We start from the raw sequence: 16,787 nt of genomic DNA, 5'->3' as shown, positions 1-16,787 counted from the left end.
GGAGCGGATGAGCTATATTACGCTTAAGCGTGGGACCTTCAGTGTTAAAGCACTGTGTCAGGTACTTGGCGTTACAGAAGCCGGTTATTATAAGCATTTGAGAAAACCGTATACCCCATCTAAGACCACCCTTCTTCTGGCGCAAATCTATGACTGCTTAAAGGAAGACCCAGAGAACAGTAACTACGGTGTCCGTCGAATTTATGACTATCTTCGTATTTATAACAATTATAAGGGAAGCCTTCGAATGGTTTACCGAATCTGTCGTGAGAACAACCTGATCATTCGTCGAAAATCACACCCCAACGGGATTACGAAGGCCGATGGAGAAGCACAGAAATCTGAAAATCTGATCAAGCAGAATTTTACAGCCGAGGCCCCCGACACAAAATGGCTGACTGATATTACCGAGGTTCCATGTTTTGATGGGAAGCTTTATCTTGCAGCGATTCTGGATTGCTATGATGGAACGATCGTTGGTTATCATATGGATGACAATATGCGGGCTTCACTCTGTACCAGAGCCTTTAAAAACGCTTGCTATACTTATAGTGCTTCAGGCATGATCCTTCACTCGGATCGTGGGTCGCAATTTACAAGCACAACCTTCCGCACCGCATTGGCTGCAAAGGGCGCGATCCAAAGTATGAGCAGTGTTGGTCGATGCTATGATAACGCCCGGATGGAGAGCTTTTTCGCAACGCTCAAGAAAGAAAAACTTTATCGTATCGATACGATGAAGATGACCCAGGACATGGTTAAGACGGTTATCTTTAGATATATCCAATACTATAATCATCGTCGGATTTACAGCACCAACGGTGGTCTCCCACCGCTCTCCAAGCGGGCACTTTACCACTGTACTGTTGCTGCATAATTCTCCTTGCCGATGGGACTAAACTTTTATTGACAATTCCAGCCATTATGCAAGTGGAATCGGGCGGTACAGCAGAAGATGTTATGCAAAGTTCCGAATCTTTGGGTTTACCGCCCAACAGTTTGAGTACCGAAGAGTCCATCAAACAAGGGGTTAAATATTTCAGTGAATTATTAACCAGTGCAGAACAACAAGGAGTGGATATAGATTCTGTTATCCAATCTTATAATTATGGCGGTGGCTTTTTAAATTATGTGAGGAGTCATGGGAAAAAATATACCTATGAATTAGCCGAACAGTTTTCTAAAGAGAAGTCGGGTGGTCAAAAAGCAGACTATCCCAATCCCATAGCCATACCTGTGAATGGTGGTTGGCGATATAACTATGGAAATCAGTTTTATGTTCAGTTGGTTTCACAATACCTAACCGACACTTCCCCAACAGAATTTGATGATGAAACCGTGCAAGTCATTATGGACGAAGCCTTGAAATACGAAGGGTTTCCCTATGTCTTTGGAGGGGCGTCGCCTACCACCTCTTTTGATTGTAGTGGCTTAATACAATGGGTGTATGACAAAGCTGGCATTTCTCTCCCTCGTGTCGCCCAAGATCAGTATGACGCTACGCAAGAAATCTCTATGGAAGAAGCCCAAGCAGGCGACCTTATCTTCTTTCATTCAACCTATAATGCAGGCACATATGTGACTCATGTGGCGATATATTTAGAGGGAAATCGCTTTTATCATGCAGGCGACCCAATCGGTTATGGCGACTTAAGCAGTCGTTATTGGCAAGACCATCTGATTGGGGCTAGACGTGTTATTCATAACTAAGAAAGGAATGAATCAAATGATTATAAAAATCGAGCGAAAAGAAAAGAAGGAGAAACCAAAGAAATCTAAAAAACCGAGCAAGCAAAGAAAAGTTCCGATGATTAAAGTTGGCACGCATAAGAAATTAACCTTTGTTTTATGGGTTTTATTGATTGGTAGTGTCGGATTTGGAATCTATAAAAATTTTACTGCCATTGACACTCATACTGTCCGTGAAACAGAAATCATTAAACAGCAGATTGTCGATACCAACCAAGTAGAAAGTTTTGTGAAATCCTTTGCGAAAGACTACTTTTCGTGGCAACAATCCCAAGAAGCCATTGATAAACGAAATGAAAAATTGACCCATTATTTGACGGAAGAATTGCAGGTATTAAATGAAGAAATGATTCGTAAGGATATTCCTACTAGTTCTAGTGTGAACGATATACAGGTGTGGCAGGTTTCTCAAGTGAATGAGAACACCTTTGAGGTACTGTTTTCTGTTGAACAAGTTATTACCGAAGACAAAGACAAGGAAACTATATCGTCTAGCTTTCATGTGGTTGTCCATATAGATGAATCAGATAATATGGTTATTATCAAAAATCCGACAATGAGTAAGAAACCTCAAAAATCGGACTACCAACCCAAACAGCTAGAAAGTGACCATACAGTAGATACAGAAACGATGGACGAAATCACTAGCTTTTTAGAAACGTTCTTCCAGCTCTATCCTACCGCCACAGAAAAAGAATTGACTTACTATGTAAGTAATCATGTGTTACCTATGATTAACAAGGAATATGTTTTCGAGGAATTGGTGAATCCTATCTTTACCAGAAAAGATAACCAAGTAATCGTGAATGTCGCTGTGAAATATTTAGATCAAGAAACAAAGGCAACCCAAATCTCGCAATTTGAGTTGATATTAGAAAAACAAGATAATTGGAAGATTGTAAAATAACAAATATTGGTACATGATTACAGATACTTTGTAATCATGTACTCTTTTTGATAAAAAATTGGAGATTCCTTTACAAATATGCTCTTACGTGCTATTATTTAAGTGACTATTTAAAAGGAGTTAATAAATATGCGGCAAGGTATTCTTAAATAAACTGTCAATTTGATAGCGGGAACAAATAATTAGATGTCCTTTTTTAGGAGGGCTTAGTTTTTTGTACCCAGTTTAAGAATACCTTTATCATGTGATTCTAAAGTATCCAGAGAATATCTGTATGCTTTGTATACCTATGGTTATGCATAAAAATCCCAGTGATAAAAGTATTTATCACTGGGATTTTTATGCCCTTTTGGGTTTTTGAATGGAGGAAAATCACATGAAAATTATTAATATTGGAGTTTTAGCTCATGTTGATGCAGGAAAAACTACCTTAACAGAAAGCTTATTATATAACAGTGGAGCGATTACAGAATTAGGAAGCGTGGACAAAGGTACAACGAGGACGGATAATACGCTTTTAGAACGTCAGAGAGGAATTACAATTCAGACAGGAATAACCTCTTTTCAGTGGGAAAATACGAAGGTGAACATCATAGACACGCCAGGACATATGGATTTCTTAGCAGAAGTATATCGTTCATTATCAGTTTTAGATGGGGCAATTCTACTGATTTCTGCAAAAGATGGCGTACAAGCACAAACTCGTATATTATTTCATGCACTTAGGAAAATGGGGATTCCCACAATCTTTTTTATCAATAAGATTGACCAAAATGGAATTGATTTATCAACGGTTTATCAGGATATTAAAGAGAAACTTTCTGCCGAAATTGTAATCAAACAGAAGGTAGAACTGTATCCTAATATGTGTGTGACGAACTTTACCGAATCTGAACAATGGGATACGGTAATAGAGGGAAACGATGACCTTTTAGAGAAATATATGTCCGGTAAATCATTAGAAGCATTGGAACTCGAACAAGAGGAAAGCATAAGATTTCAGAATTGTTCTCTGTTCCCTCTTTATCATGGAAGTGCAAAAAGTAATATAGGGATTGATAACCTTATAGAAGTTATTACTAATAAATTTTATTCATCAACACATCGAGGTCCGTCTGAACTTTGCGGAAATGTTTTCAAAATTGAATATACAAAAAAAAGACAACGTCTTGCATATATACGCCTTTATAGTGGAGTACTACATTTACGAGATTCGGTTAGAGTATCAGAAAAAGAAAAAATAAAAGTTACAGAAATGTATACTTCAATAAATGGTGAATTATGTAAGATTGATAGAGCTTATTCTGGAGAAATTGTTATTTTGCAAAATGAGTTTTTGAAGTTAAATAGTGTTCTTGGAGATACAAAACTATTGCCACAGAGAAAAAAGATTGAAAATCCGCACCCTCTACTACAAACAACTGTTGAACCGAGTAAACCTGAACAGAGAGAAATGTTGCTTGATGCCCTTTTGGAAATCTCAGATAGTGATCCGCTTCTACGATATTACGTGGATTCTACGACACATGAAATTATACTTTCTTTCTTAGGGAAAGTACAAATGGAAGTGATTAGTGCACTGTTGCAAGAAAAGTATCATGTGGAGATAGAACTAAAAGAGCCTACAGTCATTTATATGGAGAGACCGTTAAAAAATGCAGAATATACCATTCACATCGAAGTGCCGCCAAATCCTTTCTGGGCTTCCATTGGTTTATCTGTATCACCGCTTCCGTTGGGAAGTGGAATGCAGTATGAGAGCTCGGTTTCTCTTGGATACTTAAATCAATCATTTCAAAATGCAGTTATGGAAGGGATACGCTATGGTTGCGAACAAGGATTATATGGTTGGAATGTGACGGATTGTAAAATCTGTTTTAAGTACGGTTTATACTATAGCCCTGTTAGTACTCCAGCAGATTTTCGGATGCTTACTCCTATTGTACTGGAGCAAGCCTTTAGAAAAGCTGGAACAGAATTGTTAGAGCCATATCTTAGTTTTAAAGTTTATGCACCACAGGAATATCTTTCACGGGCATATAACGATGCTCCCAAATATTGTGCAAATATCGTAAATACTCAACTGAAAAATAATGAGGTCATTATTATTGGAGAAATTCCTGCTCGATGTATTCAAGATTATCGCAATGATTTAACTTTTTTTACAAATGGGCTTAGTGTTTGTTTAGCAGAGCTAAAAGGATATCAGGTTACCACTGGCGAACCTGTTTGCCAGACCCGTCGTCTAAATAGTCGGATAGATAAAGTAAGATATATGTTCAATAAAATAACTTAGTGCGTTTTATGTTGTTATATAAATATGGTTTCTTATTAAATAAGATGAAATATTCTTTAATATAGATTTGAATTAAAGTGGAAAGGAGGAGATTGTTATTATAAACTACAAGTGGATATTGTGTCCTATTTGTGGAAATAAAACAAGACTACGAATACGAGTGGATACTATACTTAAAAATTTCCCTTTATACTGCCCCAAATGTAAGAACGAAACTTTAATTAATGTTCAAAAAATGAATATAATAACAATCAAAGAGCCAGACGCCAAGACGCAGAGCCGATAATTTGAGAAATGAAACTCTCATCTTATCGGCTCTTTTTGTTTATCTGAATTTTACTGACTAGCCTTCAATATTTCTTGCTTCATTGATACCTTTTGCTAGTGCTTCCATTAAGGATAGTTCTTTGTCTGTAAAGCTATCCATGTATTTTTCTACCTGTAACCTTCGAGTGCTTTTAATCAAATTATCTGTAGGTAAGAAAAATTCATCAATAGATACATGGAGTAATGATACAAGATCATACAGCACTTGTGTACTTGGGTGTTGTCCTTTGTTTTCTATATTTGTTAAATAACGTGGGTCAATTTCAATCATTGTTCCCACTTGTTCACGAGTGAGACCCCGTTTCATTCGAGCCTCTTTAATCGCTAAACCAACGGCTCTAAAATCGTATTTATCTTCTTTTTTACGCATACTAAATCACCTCTATACATTTTACTGTTCCTATATAACCATAAACAGGTATAGAAAAACATGTTATATAGTTTATGAGTTCCTATAGAACACTGTGGAATTTATTAATGCGATGAATCCAATTTCAAATAGAAAGGTCGCTGATTTTATTTACCTATACAACTTTATAAAATTTAGTCATACTCCTAGAAAGTAGATAAAATTGGCGACTTAATGGAGGGAAAAGTCGCCATGAGAAAGATAATCTGTCATCTAGTTCTCTTAATTAAGTTCTTATCAAAAAAACTTATCCACCTGTACTGGATAGATATGACCATCAATGTGGTTTTGCAGATTACATAGATAGAAAAATCAAAGCATATGAACAGAGAAAACAATCTGTTTATGTGCTTTTTTGGTCACTTAATAAATATCTTTTAGGATTTCTCTTCATTTATGCAACAAATCCCCCTTTCGTGTCGGGGCTTAGTATGAAGGGAGATAAAGAAGCACATGCCACTCCCTTTCACGACAGAAAGGGGGTGAAAAGCATGAAACCATCTTCTTTTCAAGAAACCATAGAAAATCAGTTTGACTATATCTGCAAACAAGTTATTGAAGATGAACGAAAAGATTACTTCAAACATCTAGACAGACTATCAGCAAAAGAAGTCTCGTTTTCTGATATAGATAACTACCTTGTCAACTCTTTTTCTACTGTTGATACGTACGTCACTGATTTCCAACTATTTAAATTATTTGGATTAAGAATCAATGTTGAAAGTGATTTATTAAGTGAAGCCCTGCGTCATCTTTCAGAGAAAAAACGGAACATTATTTTACTTCATTACTTTATGGATATGAGTGATGTGGAGATTGCGGAGTTACTAAATTTGAATCGTTCGACTGTTTATCGTCATCGAATAAGTGGACTAGCGATGATTAAAGAATTCATGAAGGAGTGTAAAGAATGAAAACAGCTTATCCAAGGGTTCCCTTCCCCCTCATTGTAAAGGCGACAGATGGCGACGTGGAAGCAATTAATCAGATTGTTAAACATTATCGAGGGTATACCTCAAAACGTTCATTACGTCGCATGACAGACGAATATGGAAATTCTCATATGGTTATTGATGAAACCCTACGTGGCAGAATGGAAACGAAACTCATCTCTAAGATTTTATCGTTCGAAATTAAATAGTCCCATTTTTTCGTGGAAGCGTGTCGAATCGTATCCACGCTTCCCGATTTGGGAGGTTTGTTATTCCATCAAAGCATATTGTGTGTTCAGTAGGTTTTGATAGGCTAACAAGCCAAACGTTCTTTGACAACCAAATAAAGGCAATCGAATACGTTTCGGTAAGAAAAGAGCTGATGAACTAACACGCCATGACCTACAAAATTAGTGAGCGATTCATGTTAGTAATTCGAAAGTAATCTTTAGCAGGATTGCTGCCATGACTTTCTTATCGTGATAATGATACTCCCGTATAGCCATAGTCCGAGCGTTAGAAGCGTCACAGGCAATGGGTACGGCTACATGAGAACCATGCAGAAGTGAAATTCCTGTGAGCTTTGCTAGAGCTGTTCGATTGCTAAGATATTCTTCTCTTGTCAGTGTATTATTATAAAACTATTTGATATAATTATAGGTGAATATTGGAGTTTTCCTAGCCTATAATTGGGAAAGGAGTAATAATGATAACGGTCACAAAAAAGGATTTAGTTGAGCTAGGATATGGAACTTCTTTTTCAGCAGACATCATAAAAAAAGCAAAAGAATTGATGATTACAAAAGGGCATATCTACTATCAATCTCGAAAGCTAGATAGAGTCCCTCGTGAAGCTGTTGAAGAAATTCTAGGAATTCGGTTTTCAAATGAAAACAGGTCTGAGTAGTTTTTGCACAGTAAGGAGTAAAAACTATGGTTAAAGACCCAATAAAAAAAGCAAAGAATGGAACCTATTATTTTCGTGCAAATCTAGGTTATGATTCTAAAGGGAAAAAAATTCAAAAATATCGTAGTGGATTCACTACTAAAAAAGAAGCAAGAGAAGAATATTCGAAACTGCTATTGATGAAACCAGAAGAATTAAGTGAGAATAAGGATAAAATGACGTTTAAACATTATATCTTTGAAATTTTCCTTCCATGGTATAAGACACAGGTAAAGCTCAGAACATATGAAAATCGCTTACCAACTATTAAGAAGCATTTCTCTTATTTTGATAAAATGGCTGTTTCCGATATTGAGCCTATTGATGTGCAAAATTGGCAACTAAAATTATCAAAGAAGTGTAAGTCTTCTTATGTAAGAGCTGTTCAAGGACTATTTTCAGTTGCTATGGATCGAGCAATTGTCCTTGGGATAACCACCACAAATCCATCTAAGATTATTGGCAATGTGAAAAAGCAAAAGTCTAAAATTGAATTTTGGACAAAAGAAGAATTTGAAAAAGTAATCTCTCTAATTTACAAAGAAGATTACTATCAACACTTTTTATTTATCTCTCTGTGGTTTTTATTTATGACTGGAATGCGAATTGGTGAAGCTACTGCCATTCAATGGGAAGATATTGATTTTGACTCAGGAGTACTAACCATCAACAAAACACTCTATTACAAGAATCAATCGAATTATAGATTTGTTGAACCAAAAACAAAGGCGAGCGTTCGTCATATTGTATTAGATAAATGCACATTAACTTATTTATCCGAATGGAAGGAAGTACAACAAAATCTAATTCAGACAGACTTTGTAATGAGCTATAACGGTATTCCTACCCAAAAACATACACTATCATATGCTATTGAACGCTATGCTAAGCTGGCTGGTATCCATCGAATCAGAATCCATGGGTTACGGCATTCTCATGCTTCCTTGTTAATCAGTATGGGAGAAAATCCACTTATCATTAAAGATCGTCTAGGACACGAAGATATTGAGACGACTTTAGGAACGTATGGACATCTTTATCCTAACAGTAATTTCGAGGTAGCTAACAAATTAAATGGAGCCATTTCCTTTAAAGAAGCAAAACAAAATTATGATACTTCACCAAAGAATCAATTTACTGTAGACTACTTGCGAAACAAAGAAATGAAAAAAGTGCAATAAAAGTGCAGTAAAAAGATAAGAAGAGCCAGAAACCCTTGGTATAAGAGGATTTCTAGCTCTCCTACAACTACTCCCACTCAATCGTAGATGGTGGCTTACTCGTAATATCATAAACAATCCGGTTGACGTGGGGCACCTCATTGACGATGCGGGTGGAGATGGATTCCAGCACATCGAAGGGAATCCGGGCCCAGTCGGAGGTCATGCCATCCACAGAGGTCACCGCACGCAGGCCGATGGTGTAATCATAGGTCCGTTCATCCCCCATGACCCCAACGCTGCGGTTGCCGGGAAGGACGGCAAAGTACTGCCAGATTTCCTGGTCCAATCCGGCTTTGGCAATTTCATCCCGGAAGACATAGTCAGCTTCCCGAAGGATGTCCAGCTTTTCACCTGTGACTTCACCCATAACACGGATGGCCAGTCCTGGCCCAGGAAAGGGTTGACGCCAAACCAAATCATGGTCTAATCCCAGCTCTTCACCTAAGGCACGGACTTCATCTTTAAAGAGGTTGCGCAGGGGCTCGATGAGCTCAAAATCCACATCCTCAGGAAGACCGCCGACATTATGATGGCTTTTAATGACCGCTGCATCCTTAGTACCACTTTCGATGACATCGGGGTAAATGGTCCCCTGGAGCAGGTATTCCATCCCCTTCAGTTTACCGGATTCTTCCTCGAAGACCCGGATGAACTCCTCTCCGATAATCTTCCGCTTGCGTTCCGGGTCCGTTACTCCGGCCAGCTTGGATAGGAAACGATCCTGGCAGTTGGCACGGATGAAATTCATCTTAAAGCGATCCTTAAAAATGGCCTCGACCTGATCCCCTTCGTCCTTTCGCAGCAGGCCATGATCCACAAAGATACAGGTCAGCTGATCGCCGATGGCCCGAAAGACCAGGGTTGAAGCAACAGAGGAATCAACGCCGCCGCTTAACGCGCACAGCACCTTCTTATCCCCCACCCGTTCCCGAATAGCGGCAATCTGTTCCTCCACAAAGTTAGCCATGGTCCAGGTGCCTTCACACCGACAGATATTGTAAATGAAGTTATGCAGCACCTCTCTGCCACACTCCGTATGCTCGACTTCCGGGTGGTATTGTACAGCGTATAACCCGGCTTCCGGATTTTCCATGGCGGCTACCGGACAGGTTTCTGTGGTGGCGGTTATGGTAAAGCCCTCTGGAATTTGGTCGATATAATTAGTATGGCTCATCCAGCAGACGGAACCATCCCGGACGGATTCCAGCAACTGACTATCCGTCTTGATGTTCAGGGCCTTTTTTCCGTATTCCCGGATTTCAGCGGAATCGGTTTTCCCACCGTTTTGCTCTGCCATTAGCTGGGCGCCGTAGCAGATGCCTAAAACCGGGATACCCAGTGTATAGATCTCCGGATTACAGCGGGGGGCACCGTCCTGGTGAACGCTGGAGGGACCACCGGTAAAGATGATGCCCTTGGGTGCCATCTCTTTAATCCGTTCGATGGATACATCGTAGGGGACGACTTCAGAATACACCCGCTCTTCCCGAACACGGCGGGCAATGAGCTGATTATATTGTGCTCCAAAGTCAATAATTATAATTTTTTCTTGCTCTGACATTGGTACTCCTTCAAGTTTTATAGGGTTATTGTAACAGATTCATTTCAAAAATGCCAACGTTGCTTCAGATAATACCGCGGATGCTGCCGGATAGGCGTGAAGGGACCGTTTTAAGTCCTCGATCCCGCCCCCCATGGCATGGATGGCCTGGGCCTGGGAGATCAGCTCTGCCGCCCCCTCGCCATAAATACAGACCCCCAGCAGCTCGCCACTGTCTACATCGGAAATAATTTTGACAAAGCCGGTGGTCGCGTCGTCCAGATAGAGCTTAAGATTTGTGGCCAGATTAATGCGATCAACCTTAACGGGATAACCGTTTTGCCGGGCTTCCGCCTCACTCATTCCAACCACGGCGATTTCCGGAAGAAGGTGGATGGCTTTTGGAATCCACTGGTTTTTTAGTGTCCGCTGTTTCCCGGTGATGGTATCCACCACCTGGATTGCCATGGCCACGGCAGCGCTGGCTGATGCCATTCCAGACACCAAATCACCAATGGCATACACCCCGGGTACAGAAGTAATCCCACTAAAATCTGCAATGACACCATCATTTTTCACCTTAAGGTCTAGACCGGATAGTCCCAGTAAATTGGGGCACCGCTCCTTTACGACTAAAATATCGGAACAAATAATCATTTTATCCCGACTGCCTAATTTAACATCCAGATGGATATCCCCCAAGGAATCCTCAAAGACATCCGAAACGGTGACGTTGTAATGGATATCCACCTGCATGGCAAGTAGGTTTTGTTCTACTGCCTCCTGGATGGCACCATCCACCTCTGAGGACAACAGATGGTCTTCTCCAACAAAAAGAACGACCTTGGACCCCAGCATGCTGAACAAGGTGGCATATTCACAGGCCCTTCCACCACTACCGATGATCACCAATTCCGGTGGAATTTCCACAAGATCGTGGGCATTCTCATCGGTGAGGACCTCCGGCATGGATTGATACTGCTTGGGGATACGACCGGTGGAGCCGGTGGCCAAAATGATGCTTTCCGCCTTTATCCGACCTTCGATTCCGTTCCCCATGGCGATTTCTACGGTTTTATCGGCATTGACTGTGGCCGTTCCCATAAAAATATCGACGCCCCGATCCTCGAGGCGTTCCTTCATCCCTGCAATGTATTTTCTGATTTTCTGATTTTTATCCCGCATCATACGGGGCAGATCCAGCTCAATACCTTTAATAATCAGCCCTCGCTTTTTGGCCTGGGCACATTCTTTGATAAACTGGACATTTTTATATAAATACTGGATGGGGATGCAGCCCTGGTTGACCCCGGCTCCCCCCAGTTGAATACGCTCAATCAATGCCGTTTTTAAACCGGCATTGGCCGCCCGAACGGCCGCGGTATAGCCACCGACGCCACCGCCGATGACCACCACATCATAGGACCTTATTTCCTGTTGTACTTCGTTTTCCATTCTTACCTCAATCTAAAATGATATTGCCGTCGGATGTTCAAGCTCCTTTTTCATATCCCGTAAAAAGCCAGCTGCCGTCCCAATGCCAGCAATCCGGCTGTCTAACAGCAAGGTTGCCCGAACCACTGGACGGTTGGAGCCCACCCCCTGATCATAACGATAACGCTCGACCACATCTCCGATGCAGAGCATTGCTCCAAGGCCTTCTGCCAAGGGCAGCGTGGCGTTTAATAGCCCATAAACACCGAGATTAACTAAATCAAAGGTGCTGGCTTCTTTTTGCTCAGGGAGCTTTCCCTGTTCTTTAATGTCCCCAAGAAAACCATTTCGAATCTTTACGACCTCGCCAAAGCTTTGATTCTGGACATTGGCAATGACAGGAAAAGCTAATCCATCCCCATTGCTTATGCCAATCCCTAGATGCACTTGGTTTTTAGAGACAAAGGCCTCGCCTTCGAATCGCCCGTTTAATTGGGGATGCAGCTTCAGTGCCTTTGCAACCGCCATGAGGATAAAATCGGTATAGGTACAGCGGCATCCCGTTTGGACCTCTACCCGTTTGGTAATACGTTTCCGCGTTTCCTTCAGTTCTGTGAGATCAATTTCCATGGTCAGGGTTAAAACTCTGGGGGGATTAAGCTGTCCCTCGGGACGATCCGTGTCAGAAGCGACTGCTTCTGGCTCCGCCTCCGGTTCCAGCTCCGATCCGGTCTCTGGCAGGAGGACGACTTCCTCCGATACCTCCTCCTGGGCCAATTCTGGTTCAACCGGAATGACCGCAGGAAGTGCCGGCGGTTCAAAAATAACGAGGTGGGCATCGGGGTATTGGGGCTTAAGCCCATTTAAATAAGCGGTAATATCCGCCTTAATAATACAGCCGTCCGGCCCCGTTCCCTTTTCAATGAGGGTGAGGTCGATGCCTTCAGCCGCTGCCATGGCCTCGGCCAGGGGAGACGCCTTAATGACCGGAACCGCCAAGGGTGCGGCCACTTCCACAGCTTCTACACTGTCGTCGGCCTCGTTTTCCTTTGAGGCCTCTTCCCCATCTTTTTTTTCAGGTTCTGGAATGGGCTCTGTGGACTGAAGGAGCTTCGCCTCCCGGGCCTCGGCCTTGGCGATGATTTCTTCCTTTTCCATCTCCTCTTCCACTGCCTTGAAGACTTTCTGTTCATCGGGCAAAAAACCCGCATCATCAGGGACGATGCGACTGCGGTATGCCTTTTGCTTGGCAAAAATCTGACGCTGCTCTAAGTAACGGTCGATATCCTCGGGTTGAATGCGCCGACCGGGCATGGTCGCTGCGACATCCGCTAAATCCACGCCCTTTTCCACTGCATACCGTCTCGCCACTGGCGTCGCTCGTACGGGTTCCCCCGTGGCCATGACACGCTCTGCCGGGTGCCCTTCACCAATGCTACGCAGCCGGCTTCGCTCTTCTCGGGATATCCGACGATCATCTCGTTCCATGGCACCCCTCCATCAGGCATCTATGCCCATCAGGCGATAGACGGCATCTACAATATCCTCCTTTTGGGGCAGGACAGCGCGTTCCAATCCTTCACTATGAGGAATGGGCACATCCAGTCCCCCCAAACGGATAACAGGAGCCTGCATATAATCAAAGCAGTCACTTTCAACGACCTTAGAGACAATCTCGCCCCCAACGCCACCGGTTTTGGCGGCCTCATGAACCACCAGCAACCGCCCTGTTTTTTTAACGGAGTCATAGATCGGCTCCATGTCCATGGGATATAAGGTCATAGGGTTAATCACTTCGATATCGATGCTTTCTTCTTCCAGGGCACCAGCTACTTCGATGACATCCACCAGGCAACGCCCCCAGGATACCACGGTGACATCGCTGCCCTTACGTTCCACAAAGCTCTTTCCCAGAGCAATGGCATAATCCTCATCCACTGGTACGGGACCCTTCATGCCATAAAGCATTTTATGCTCAACAAAGCATACCGGGTTATTATCCCTGATGGCCGCTTTTAAAAGGCCCTTGGCCTGGGCCGGAGTCGATGGTGTCACGACCTTCAAACCCGGTACATGGCAAAGCCAGGCTTCCAAGGACTGGGAATGCTGGGCTGCTGCCCCGGTGCCTGACCCTGATGGCAGACGAAGGACCATGGGTACCTGGGCTTCACCACCAAACATATAGCGCAGCTTAGCCGCCTGATTAGCCAGGGAGTCCATCCCAAAGGCAATAAAATCCATGAACATCATTTCACAGATGGGGCGCATCCCCGTTAAAGCGGCCCCTGCCGCACACCCCACGATGGTGGACTCTGAAATAGGAGTATCTAACACACGATCTTCGCCAAACTCATCCAGCATCCCGGTGGATACATGGAAGGTGCCGCCGTAGACGCCAATATCTTCTCCCAGAAAAATAACATCCTCGTCCTGGCGCATTTCCTCGGACATGGCCAGGCGCAAGGCTTCCCGGTAGCTCATTTCTTTGATTTCCATTGCTCATCCTCCTCTATGCGTACACATCATCCAAAACGGTGAGTATTTCTGGTTCTGGGCTAGCTTTAGCGAATTCTAAGGCCGCATCAATACTTGCCTGGGCCTTTTCTTCCAGCTGATCGAGTACGGACTCCTCAATGGTGCCGGATTCCAATAAATAGGTGCGCATATTCGAAATGGGGTCATAGGCCCGCCATTCATCCACCTCTTCCTTGCTTCGGTACACCTGGGGATCGCTTTTGGAATGGCCGTTGTAGCGATAGGTTTTTGATTCGATCAGGAAGGGCCCTTCCCCAGAGCGGGCGTATTCCAGGGCCTTCTTCGTGGCTTCATAAACTTCAATGGCATCATTGCCATCAATGGTCATCCCTGGAATACCATAGGCAACGGCCCGATCGGCAATATTTTCAATATTCATATGCATCTCAATGGGTGTGGACAAGCCGTAAAAATTATTTTCAATGAAGAAAACAACGGGCAGCTTCCAGACGGAGGCTAAATTCAAGGCTTCGTGAAAATTCCCCTCGTTGGTGGAGCCATCCCCACCAAAGCACAGGACAACCTTCCCCGTTTTCTTAAGCTTCTGGGTGAGGGCCGCTCCACAGGACAGGGGGTAGCCTCCGGCCACGACACCATTAGCCCCAATATTACCAGAGTGCAGGTCGGCAATATGCATCGAGCCCCCCTTCCCCTTACAGTAACCGTCTGCCTTCCCCATGATTTCGGCCATCATCCGGGAAACATCTAAGCCAAAGCCAATGGCCTGGGCATGCCCCCGATGGGTCAGGCTCACCAAATCCCCTTCGGACAATGCCATACAGGATGCCACAGCCGATGCCTCCTGCCCCATGGCCATATGGCTGGTTCCATGGATGAGTCCATGGGAAAGCATCCATGCGACTTTTTCCTCAAAGTCCCGGGCTTGATTCATCCGATAATAAAGATTACCTAATAATTCTTCGTTTAATACCATGGGTGATTTTCCTCCCCTTGATTGTATTTCACATTAACCTATTATACGTTATTATATCCCTTTTTTACTTAAAAAGAAAGAGAGGATATGCCTCTCTCGCACCAGACTCTATCGACTCACCGCAATGATGGATTCTGCGATGATGAGGTCCTCAGGTGTTGTGATTTTAATATTATTATAATGCCCCCGAACAATCTTGACCGGGACACATAAACGTTCCACCAGGGAGGCATCGTCCGTCCCCTCCACCTCATCCTCAATGGCCCGTTCATGGGCATCCATAATCAGTGGATAGGAAAAGGTTTGGGGGGTTTGTACCTCGTATAAAAAGTCCCGGTTCGGGGTATATTCTACGATACCGGCCTTTTTAACCACCTTAATGGTATTTTTAGCCGGAACGGCCACAATGGTCGCCTGGCTCTGGAGGGTTTCGTAAATACAGCGCACTAAGATTTCTTCACCAATAAGAGGACGGGCACCGTCGTGGATCATGACGATATCGCAGGCCGAATTAACAGCCTTTAATCCCTCGTAAACCGACTGCTGGCGGGTTGCTCCCCCCTGGGTGATCCGAACCTTTTTAAACTTGCCGGGCCCTAAAACCTGGTGCTTACAGATTTTAAATTCATCCTTATTAATCACCAAAATAATTTCATCAATGAGGGGACAATTTTCAAAAACTTCCAGGGTATAGGATAGAATCGGCTTTCCCCGAAGGGTAAGATATTGCTTGTTAATGGGAGCATTCATCCGACTACCCTGTCCGGCCGCGGGGATGACAACGCTGGTAAAGGCTTTTTTTATTTGCTTTTCATCCAATACACTCAAGTCCCTTCGCCAATTGTTCATCGGTTGTTTCGATGGTGATCCGTCGTTCATCGGCGTGATCGGTATATTCCAGGGTAACAGTGGCCGAGCGATCAAAGGTATAATCCCCTAAAATCTGGGGCCATTCAATAATCACTGGCACCCCTTCTGTCACAAACTCGTCAAAGCCGATTTCCAGCAGCTCGTCAAAGTCCTCCAGGCGGTATAAGTCAAAATGGTAGGCTTTTTGTGCCTCCGTCCCATAGGTATTCACCAGGGTATAGGTCGGGCTCACCACCAAATCCGACAATCCCATCCCTGCCACAATGGCTTTTGTGAGGGTGGTTTTACCCGCCCCTAAATCTCCAATTAAAAGAAGGGTCGCCGGGCATTTTGCCAAGAGGCCGCCCATAGCCCTTCCGACGATTTCGGTGGTTTCAGGGCCATCACTGGTTACAATCATCTGCATCGTCTTCTTCCTTTCCTTCTTCGTCCTCTACTATTTCATACTCCACTGATACGTTATGGCTTGTAATTTTGTGCTTATCCTTAATCAGGATCGACAGGATGATGTACACCGCAATACTGGCCACAGTGGATACCCAGGTCAGCACAAAGGGTAAAGCCGGAATGACAAACAATGCCCGAAATATCCACGGGCTTAGCTCAAACCGTTCTCCCAGTCCCTGGCACAGGCCAGAAAAAATACCCGCTTCCTTGTCCCGCATCAGTCGCTTTTTCATCTTAG

At 43.3% G+C, this 16,787-nt stretch carries 17 protein-coding genes and 2 pseudogenes; 10 read left to right on the top strand and 9 right to left on the bottom strand.

Features of this window, described 5'->3' with window-relative positions; translation table 11 throughout:
- The first annotated feature begins 7 nt into the window (after nucleotides 1-7).
- From BLW33_RS05380 to BLW33_RS05355, 6 genes and pseudogenes are all read left to right on the top strand, one after another.
- The gene (locus BLW33_RS05380; RefSeq protein ID WP_143032593.1) at nucleotides 8-877 is read left to right on the top strand and encodes an IS3 family transposase; all 870 of its coding nucleotides are present in this window, start codon (nucleotides 8-10) and stop codon (nucleotides 875-877) included.
- 41 nt (nucleotides 878-918) lie between these two features.
- Nucleotides 919-1,710, top strand: a pseudogene (locus tag BLW33_RS05375) (bifunctional lytic transglycosylase/C40 family peptidase); the annotation flags it as partial.
- A gap of 16 nt (nucleotides 1,711-1,726) precedes the next feature.
- Complete coding sequence (locus tag BLW33_RS05370) at nucleotides 1,727-2,656, top strand: conjugal transfer protein (RefSeq protein WP_000584387.1); 930 nt, start codon at nucleotides 1,727-1,729, stop codon at nucleotides 2,654-2,656.
- A gap of 313 nt (nucleotides 2,657-2,969) precedes the next feature.
- A pseudogene (locus BLW33_RS14610) lies at nucleotides 2,970-3,017 on the top strand (hypothetical protein); the annotation flags it as partial.
- A gap of 15 nt (nucleotides 3,018-3,032) precedes the next feature.
- A complete protein-coding gene (gene tet(M) / locus BLW33_RS05360; protein WP_000691737.1) occupies nucleotides 3,033-4,952 on the top strand; it encodes a tetracycline resistance ribosomal protection protein Tet(M) in 1,920 nt (639 codons plus the stop codon).
- Between the two features lie 97 nt (nucleotides 4,953-5,049).
- Nucleotides 5,050-5,238, top strand: a complete 189-nt coding sequence (locus BLW33_RS05355) for a cysteine-rich KTR domain-containing protein (RefSeq protein WP_032506803.1) — start codon at nucleotides 5,050-5,052, stop codon at nucleotides 5,236-5,238.
- 57 nt (nucleotides 5,239-5,295) lie between these two features.
- Here BLW33_RS05355 and BLW33_RS05350 read toward each other — a convergent pair whose 3' ends face one another.
- Nucleotides 5,296-5,649, bottom strand: coding sequence for a helix-turn-helix domain-containing protein (locus BLW33_RS05350; protein ID WP_001227350.1), 354 nt, complete (start codon nucleotides 5,647-5,649; stop codon nucleotides 5,296-5,298).
- A 470-nt stretch (nucleotides 5,650-6,119) separates the two neighbouring features.
- On the opposite strand from BLW33_RS05350, the gene BLW33_RS05340 reads away from it, so the two are divergent.
- From BLW33_RS05340 to BLW33_RS05320, 4 genes are all read left to right on the top strand, one after another.
- Nucleotides 6,120-6,602 carry an RNA polymerase sigma factor gene (locus BLW33_RS05340; RefSeq protein ID WP_000675479.1) on the top strand — a complete coding sequence of 161 codons (483 nt, stop codon included), beginning with the start codon at nucleotides 6,120-6,122 and terminating at the stop codon, nucleotides 6,600-6,602.
- A complete protein-coding gene (locus BLW33_RS05335) occupies nucleotides 6,599-6,829 on the top strand; it encodes a helix-turn-helix domain-containing protein (RefSeq protein WP_000845143.1) in 231 nt (76 codons plus the stop codon). The genes BLW33_RS05340 and BLW33_RS05335 overlap by 4 nt, the downstream gene beginning before the upstream one ends.
- A 497-nt stretch (nucleotides 6,830-7,326) precedes the next feature.
- Nucleotides 7,327-7,527: a DUF3173 family protein gene (locus BLW33_RS05325; RefSeq protein WP_000633907.1), complete on the top strand. Its 201-nt coding sequence runs from the start codon at nucleotides 7,327-7,329 to the stop codon at nucleotides 7,525-7,527.
- Nucleotides 7,528-7,553: 26 nt separating this feature from the next.
- A complete protein-coding gene (locus BLW33_RS05320; RefSeq protein ID WP_000237797.1) occupies nucleotides 7,554-8,747 on the top strand; it encodes a site-specific integrase in 1,194 nt (397 codons plus the stop codon).
- Nucleotides 8,748-8,814: 67 nt separating this feature from the next.
- On the opposite strand, the gene guaA is transcribed toward BLW33_RS05320, so the two are convergent.
- From guaA to BLW33_RS05280, 8 genes are all read right to left on the bottom strand, one after another.
- Entirely contained in the window at nucleotides 8,815-10,350 is a 1,536-nt protein-coding gene (guaA, locus tag BLW33_RS05315; RefSeq protein ID WP_090306113.1) for a glutamine-hydrolyzing GMP synthase, read from the bottom strand.
- Between the two features lie 39 nt (nucleotides 10,351-10,389).
- The gene (locus BLW33_RS05310; protein ID WP_090306110.1) at nucleotides 10,390-11,784 is read right to left on the bottom strand and encodes an FAD-dependent oxidoreductase; all 1,395 of its coding nucleotides are present in this window, start codon (nucleotides 11,782-11,784) and stop codon (nucleotides 10,390-10,392) included.
- A gap of 12 nt (nucleotides 11,785-11,796) precedes the next feature.
- Nucleotides 11,797-13,251, bottom strand: a complete 1,455-nt coding sequence (locus BLW33_RS05305; RefSeq protein ID WP_090306107.1) for a 2-oxo acid dehydrogenase subunit E2 — start codon at nucleotides 13,249-13,251, stop codon at nucleotides 11,797-11,799.
- A 12-nt stretch (nucleotides 13,252-13,263) separates the two neighbouring features.
- On the bottom strand, nucleotides 13,264-14,259 hold the full coding sequence (locus BLW33_RS05300; RefSeq protein WP_090306104.1) for an alpha-ketoacid dehydrogenase subunit beta: 996 nt from the start codon (nucleotides 14,257-14,259) through the stop codon (nucleotides 13,264-13,266).
- A gap of 13 nt (nucleotides 14,260-14,272) precedes the next feature.
- Nucleotides 14,273-15,232 carry a thiamine pyrophosphate-dependent dehydrogenase E1 component subunit alpha gene (locus BLW33_RS05295; RefSeq protein WP_090306101.1) on the bottom strand — a complete coding sequence of 320 codons (960 nt, stop codon included), beginning with the start codon at nucleotides 15,230-15,232 and terminating at the stop codon, nucleotides 14,273-14,275.
- Between the two features lie 108 nt (nucleotides 15,233-15,340).
- Nucleotides 15,341-16,081: a 2-C-methyl-D-erythritol 4-phosphate cytidylyltransferase gene (gene ispD, locus BLW33_RS05290; RefSeq protein WP_090306098.1), complete on the bottom strand. Its 741-nt coding sequence runs from the start codon at nucleotides 16,079-16,081 to the stop codon at nucleotides 15,341-15,343.
- Complete coding sequence (gene tsaE, locus BLW33_RS05285) at nucleotides 16,044-16,508, bottom strand: tRNA (adenosine(37)-N6)-threonylcarbamoyltransferase complex ATPase subunit type 1 TsaE (protein WP_090306095.1); 465 nt, start codon at nucleotides 16,506-16,508, stop codon at nucleotides 16,044-16,046. The genes ispD and tsaE overlap by 38 nt, the downstream gene beginning before the upstream one ends.
- Nucleotides 16,486-16,782, bottom strand: a complete 297-nt coding sequence (locus BLW33_RS05280) for a PspC domain-containing protein (RefSeq protein ID WP_242911599.1) — start codon at nucleotides 16,780-16,782, stop codon at nucleotides 16,486-16,488. Before BLW33_RS05280 ends, tsaE begins: the two co-directional genes overlap by 23 nt.
- Between the last annotated feature and the right edge of the window lie 5 nt (nucleotides 16,783-16,787).

The sequence above is a fragment of the Eubacterium aggregans genome, from assembly GCF_900107815.1.
Classification (GTDB): domain Bacteria; phylum Bacillota; class Clostridia; order Eubacteriales; family Eubacteriaceae; genus Eubacterium_O; species Eubacterium_O aggregans.
Note: the sequence above shows the minus strand (reverse complement) of the source record. Positions and strands in the feature narration are given on the sequence as shown.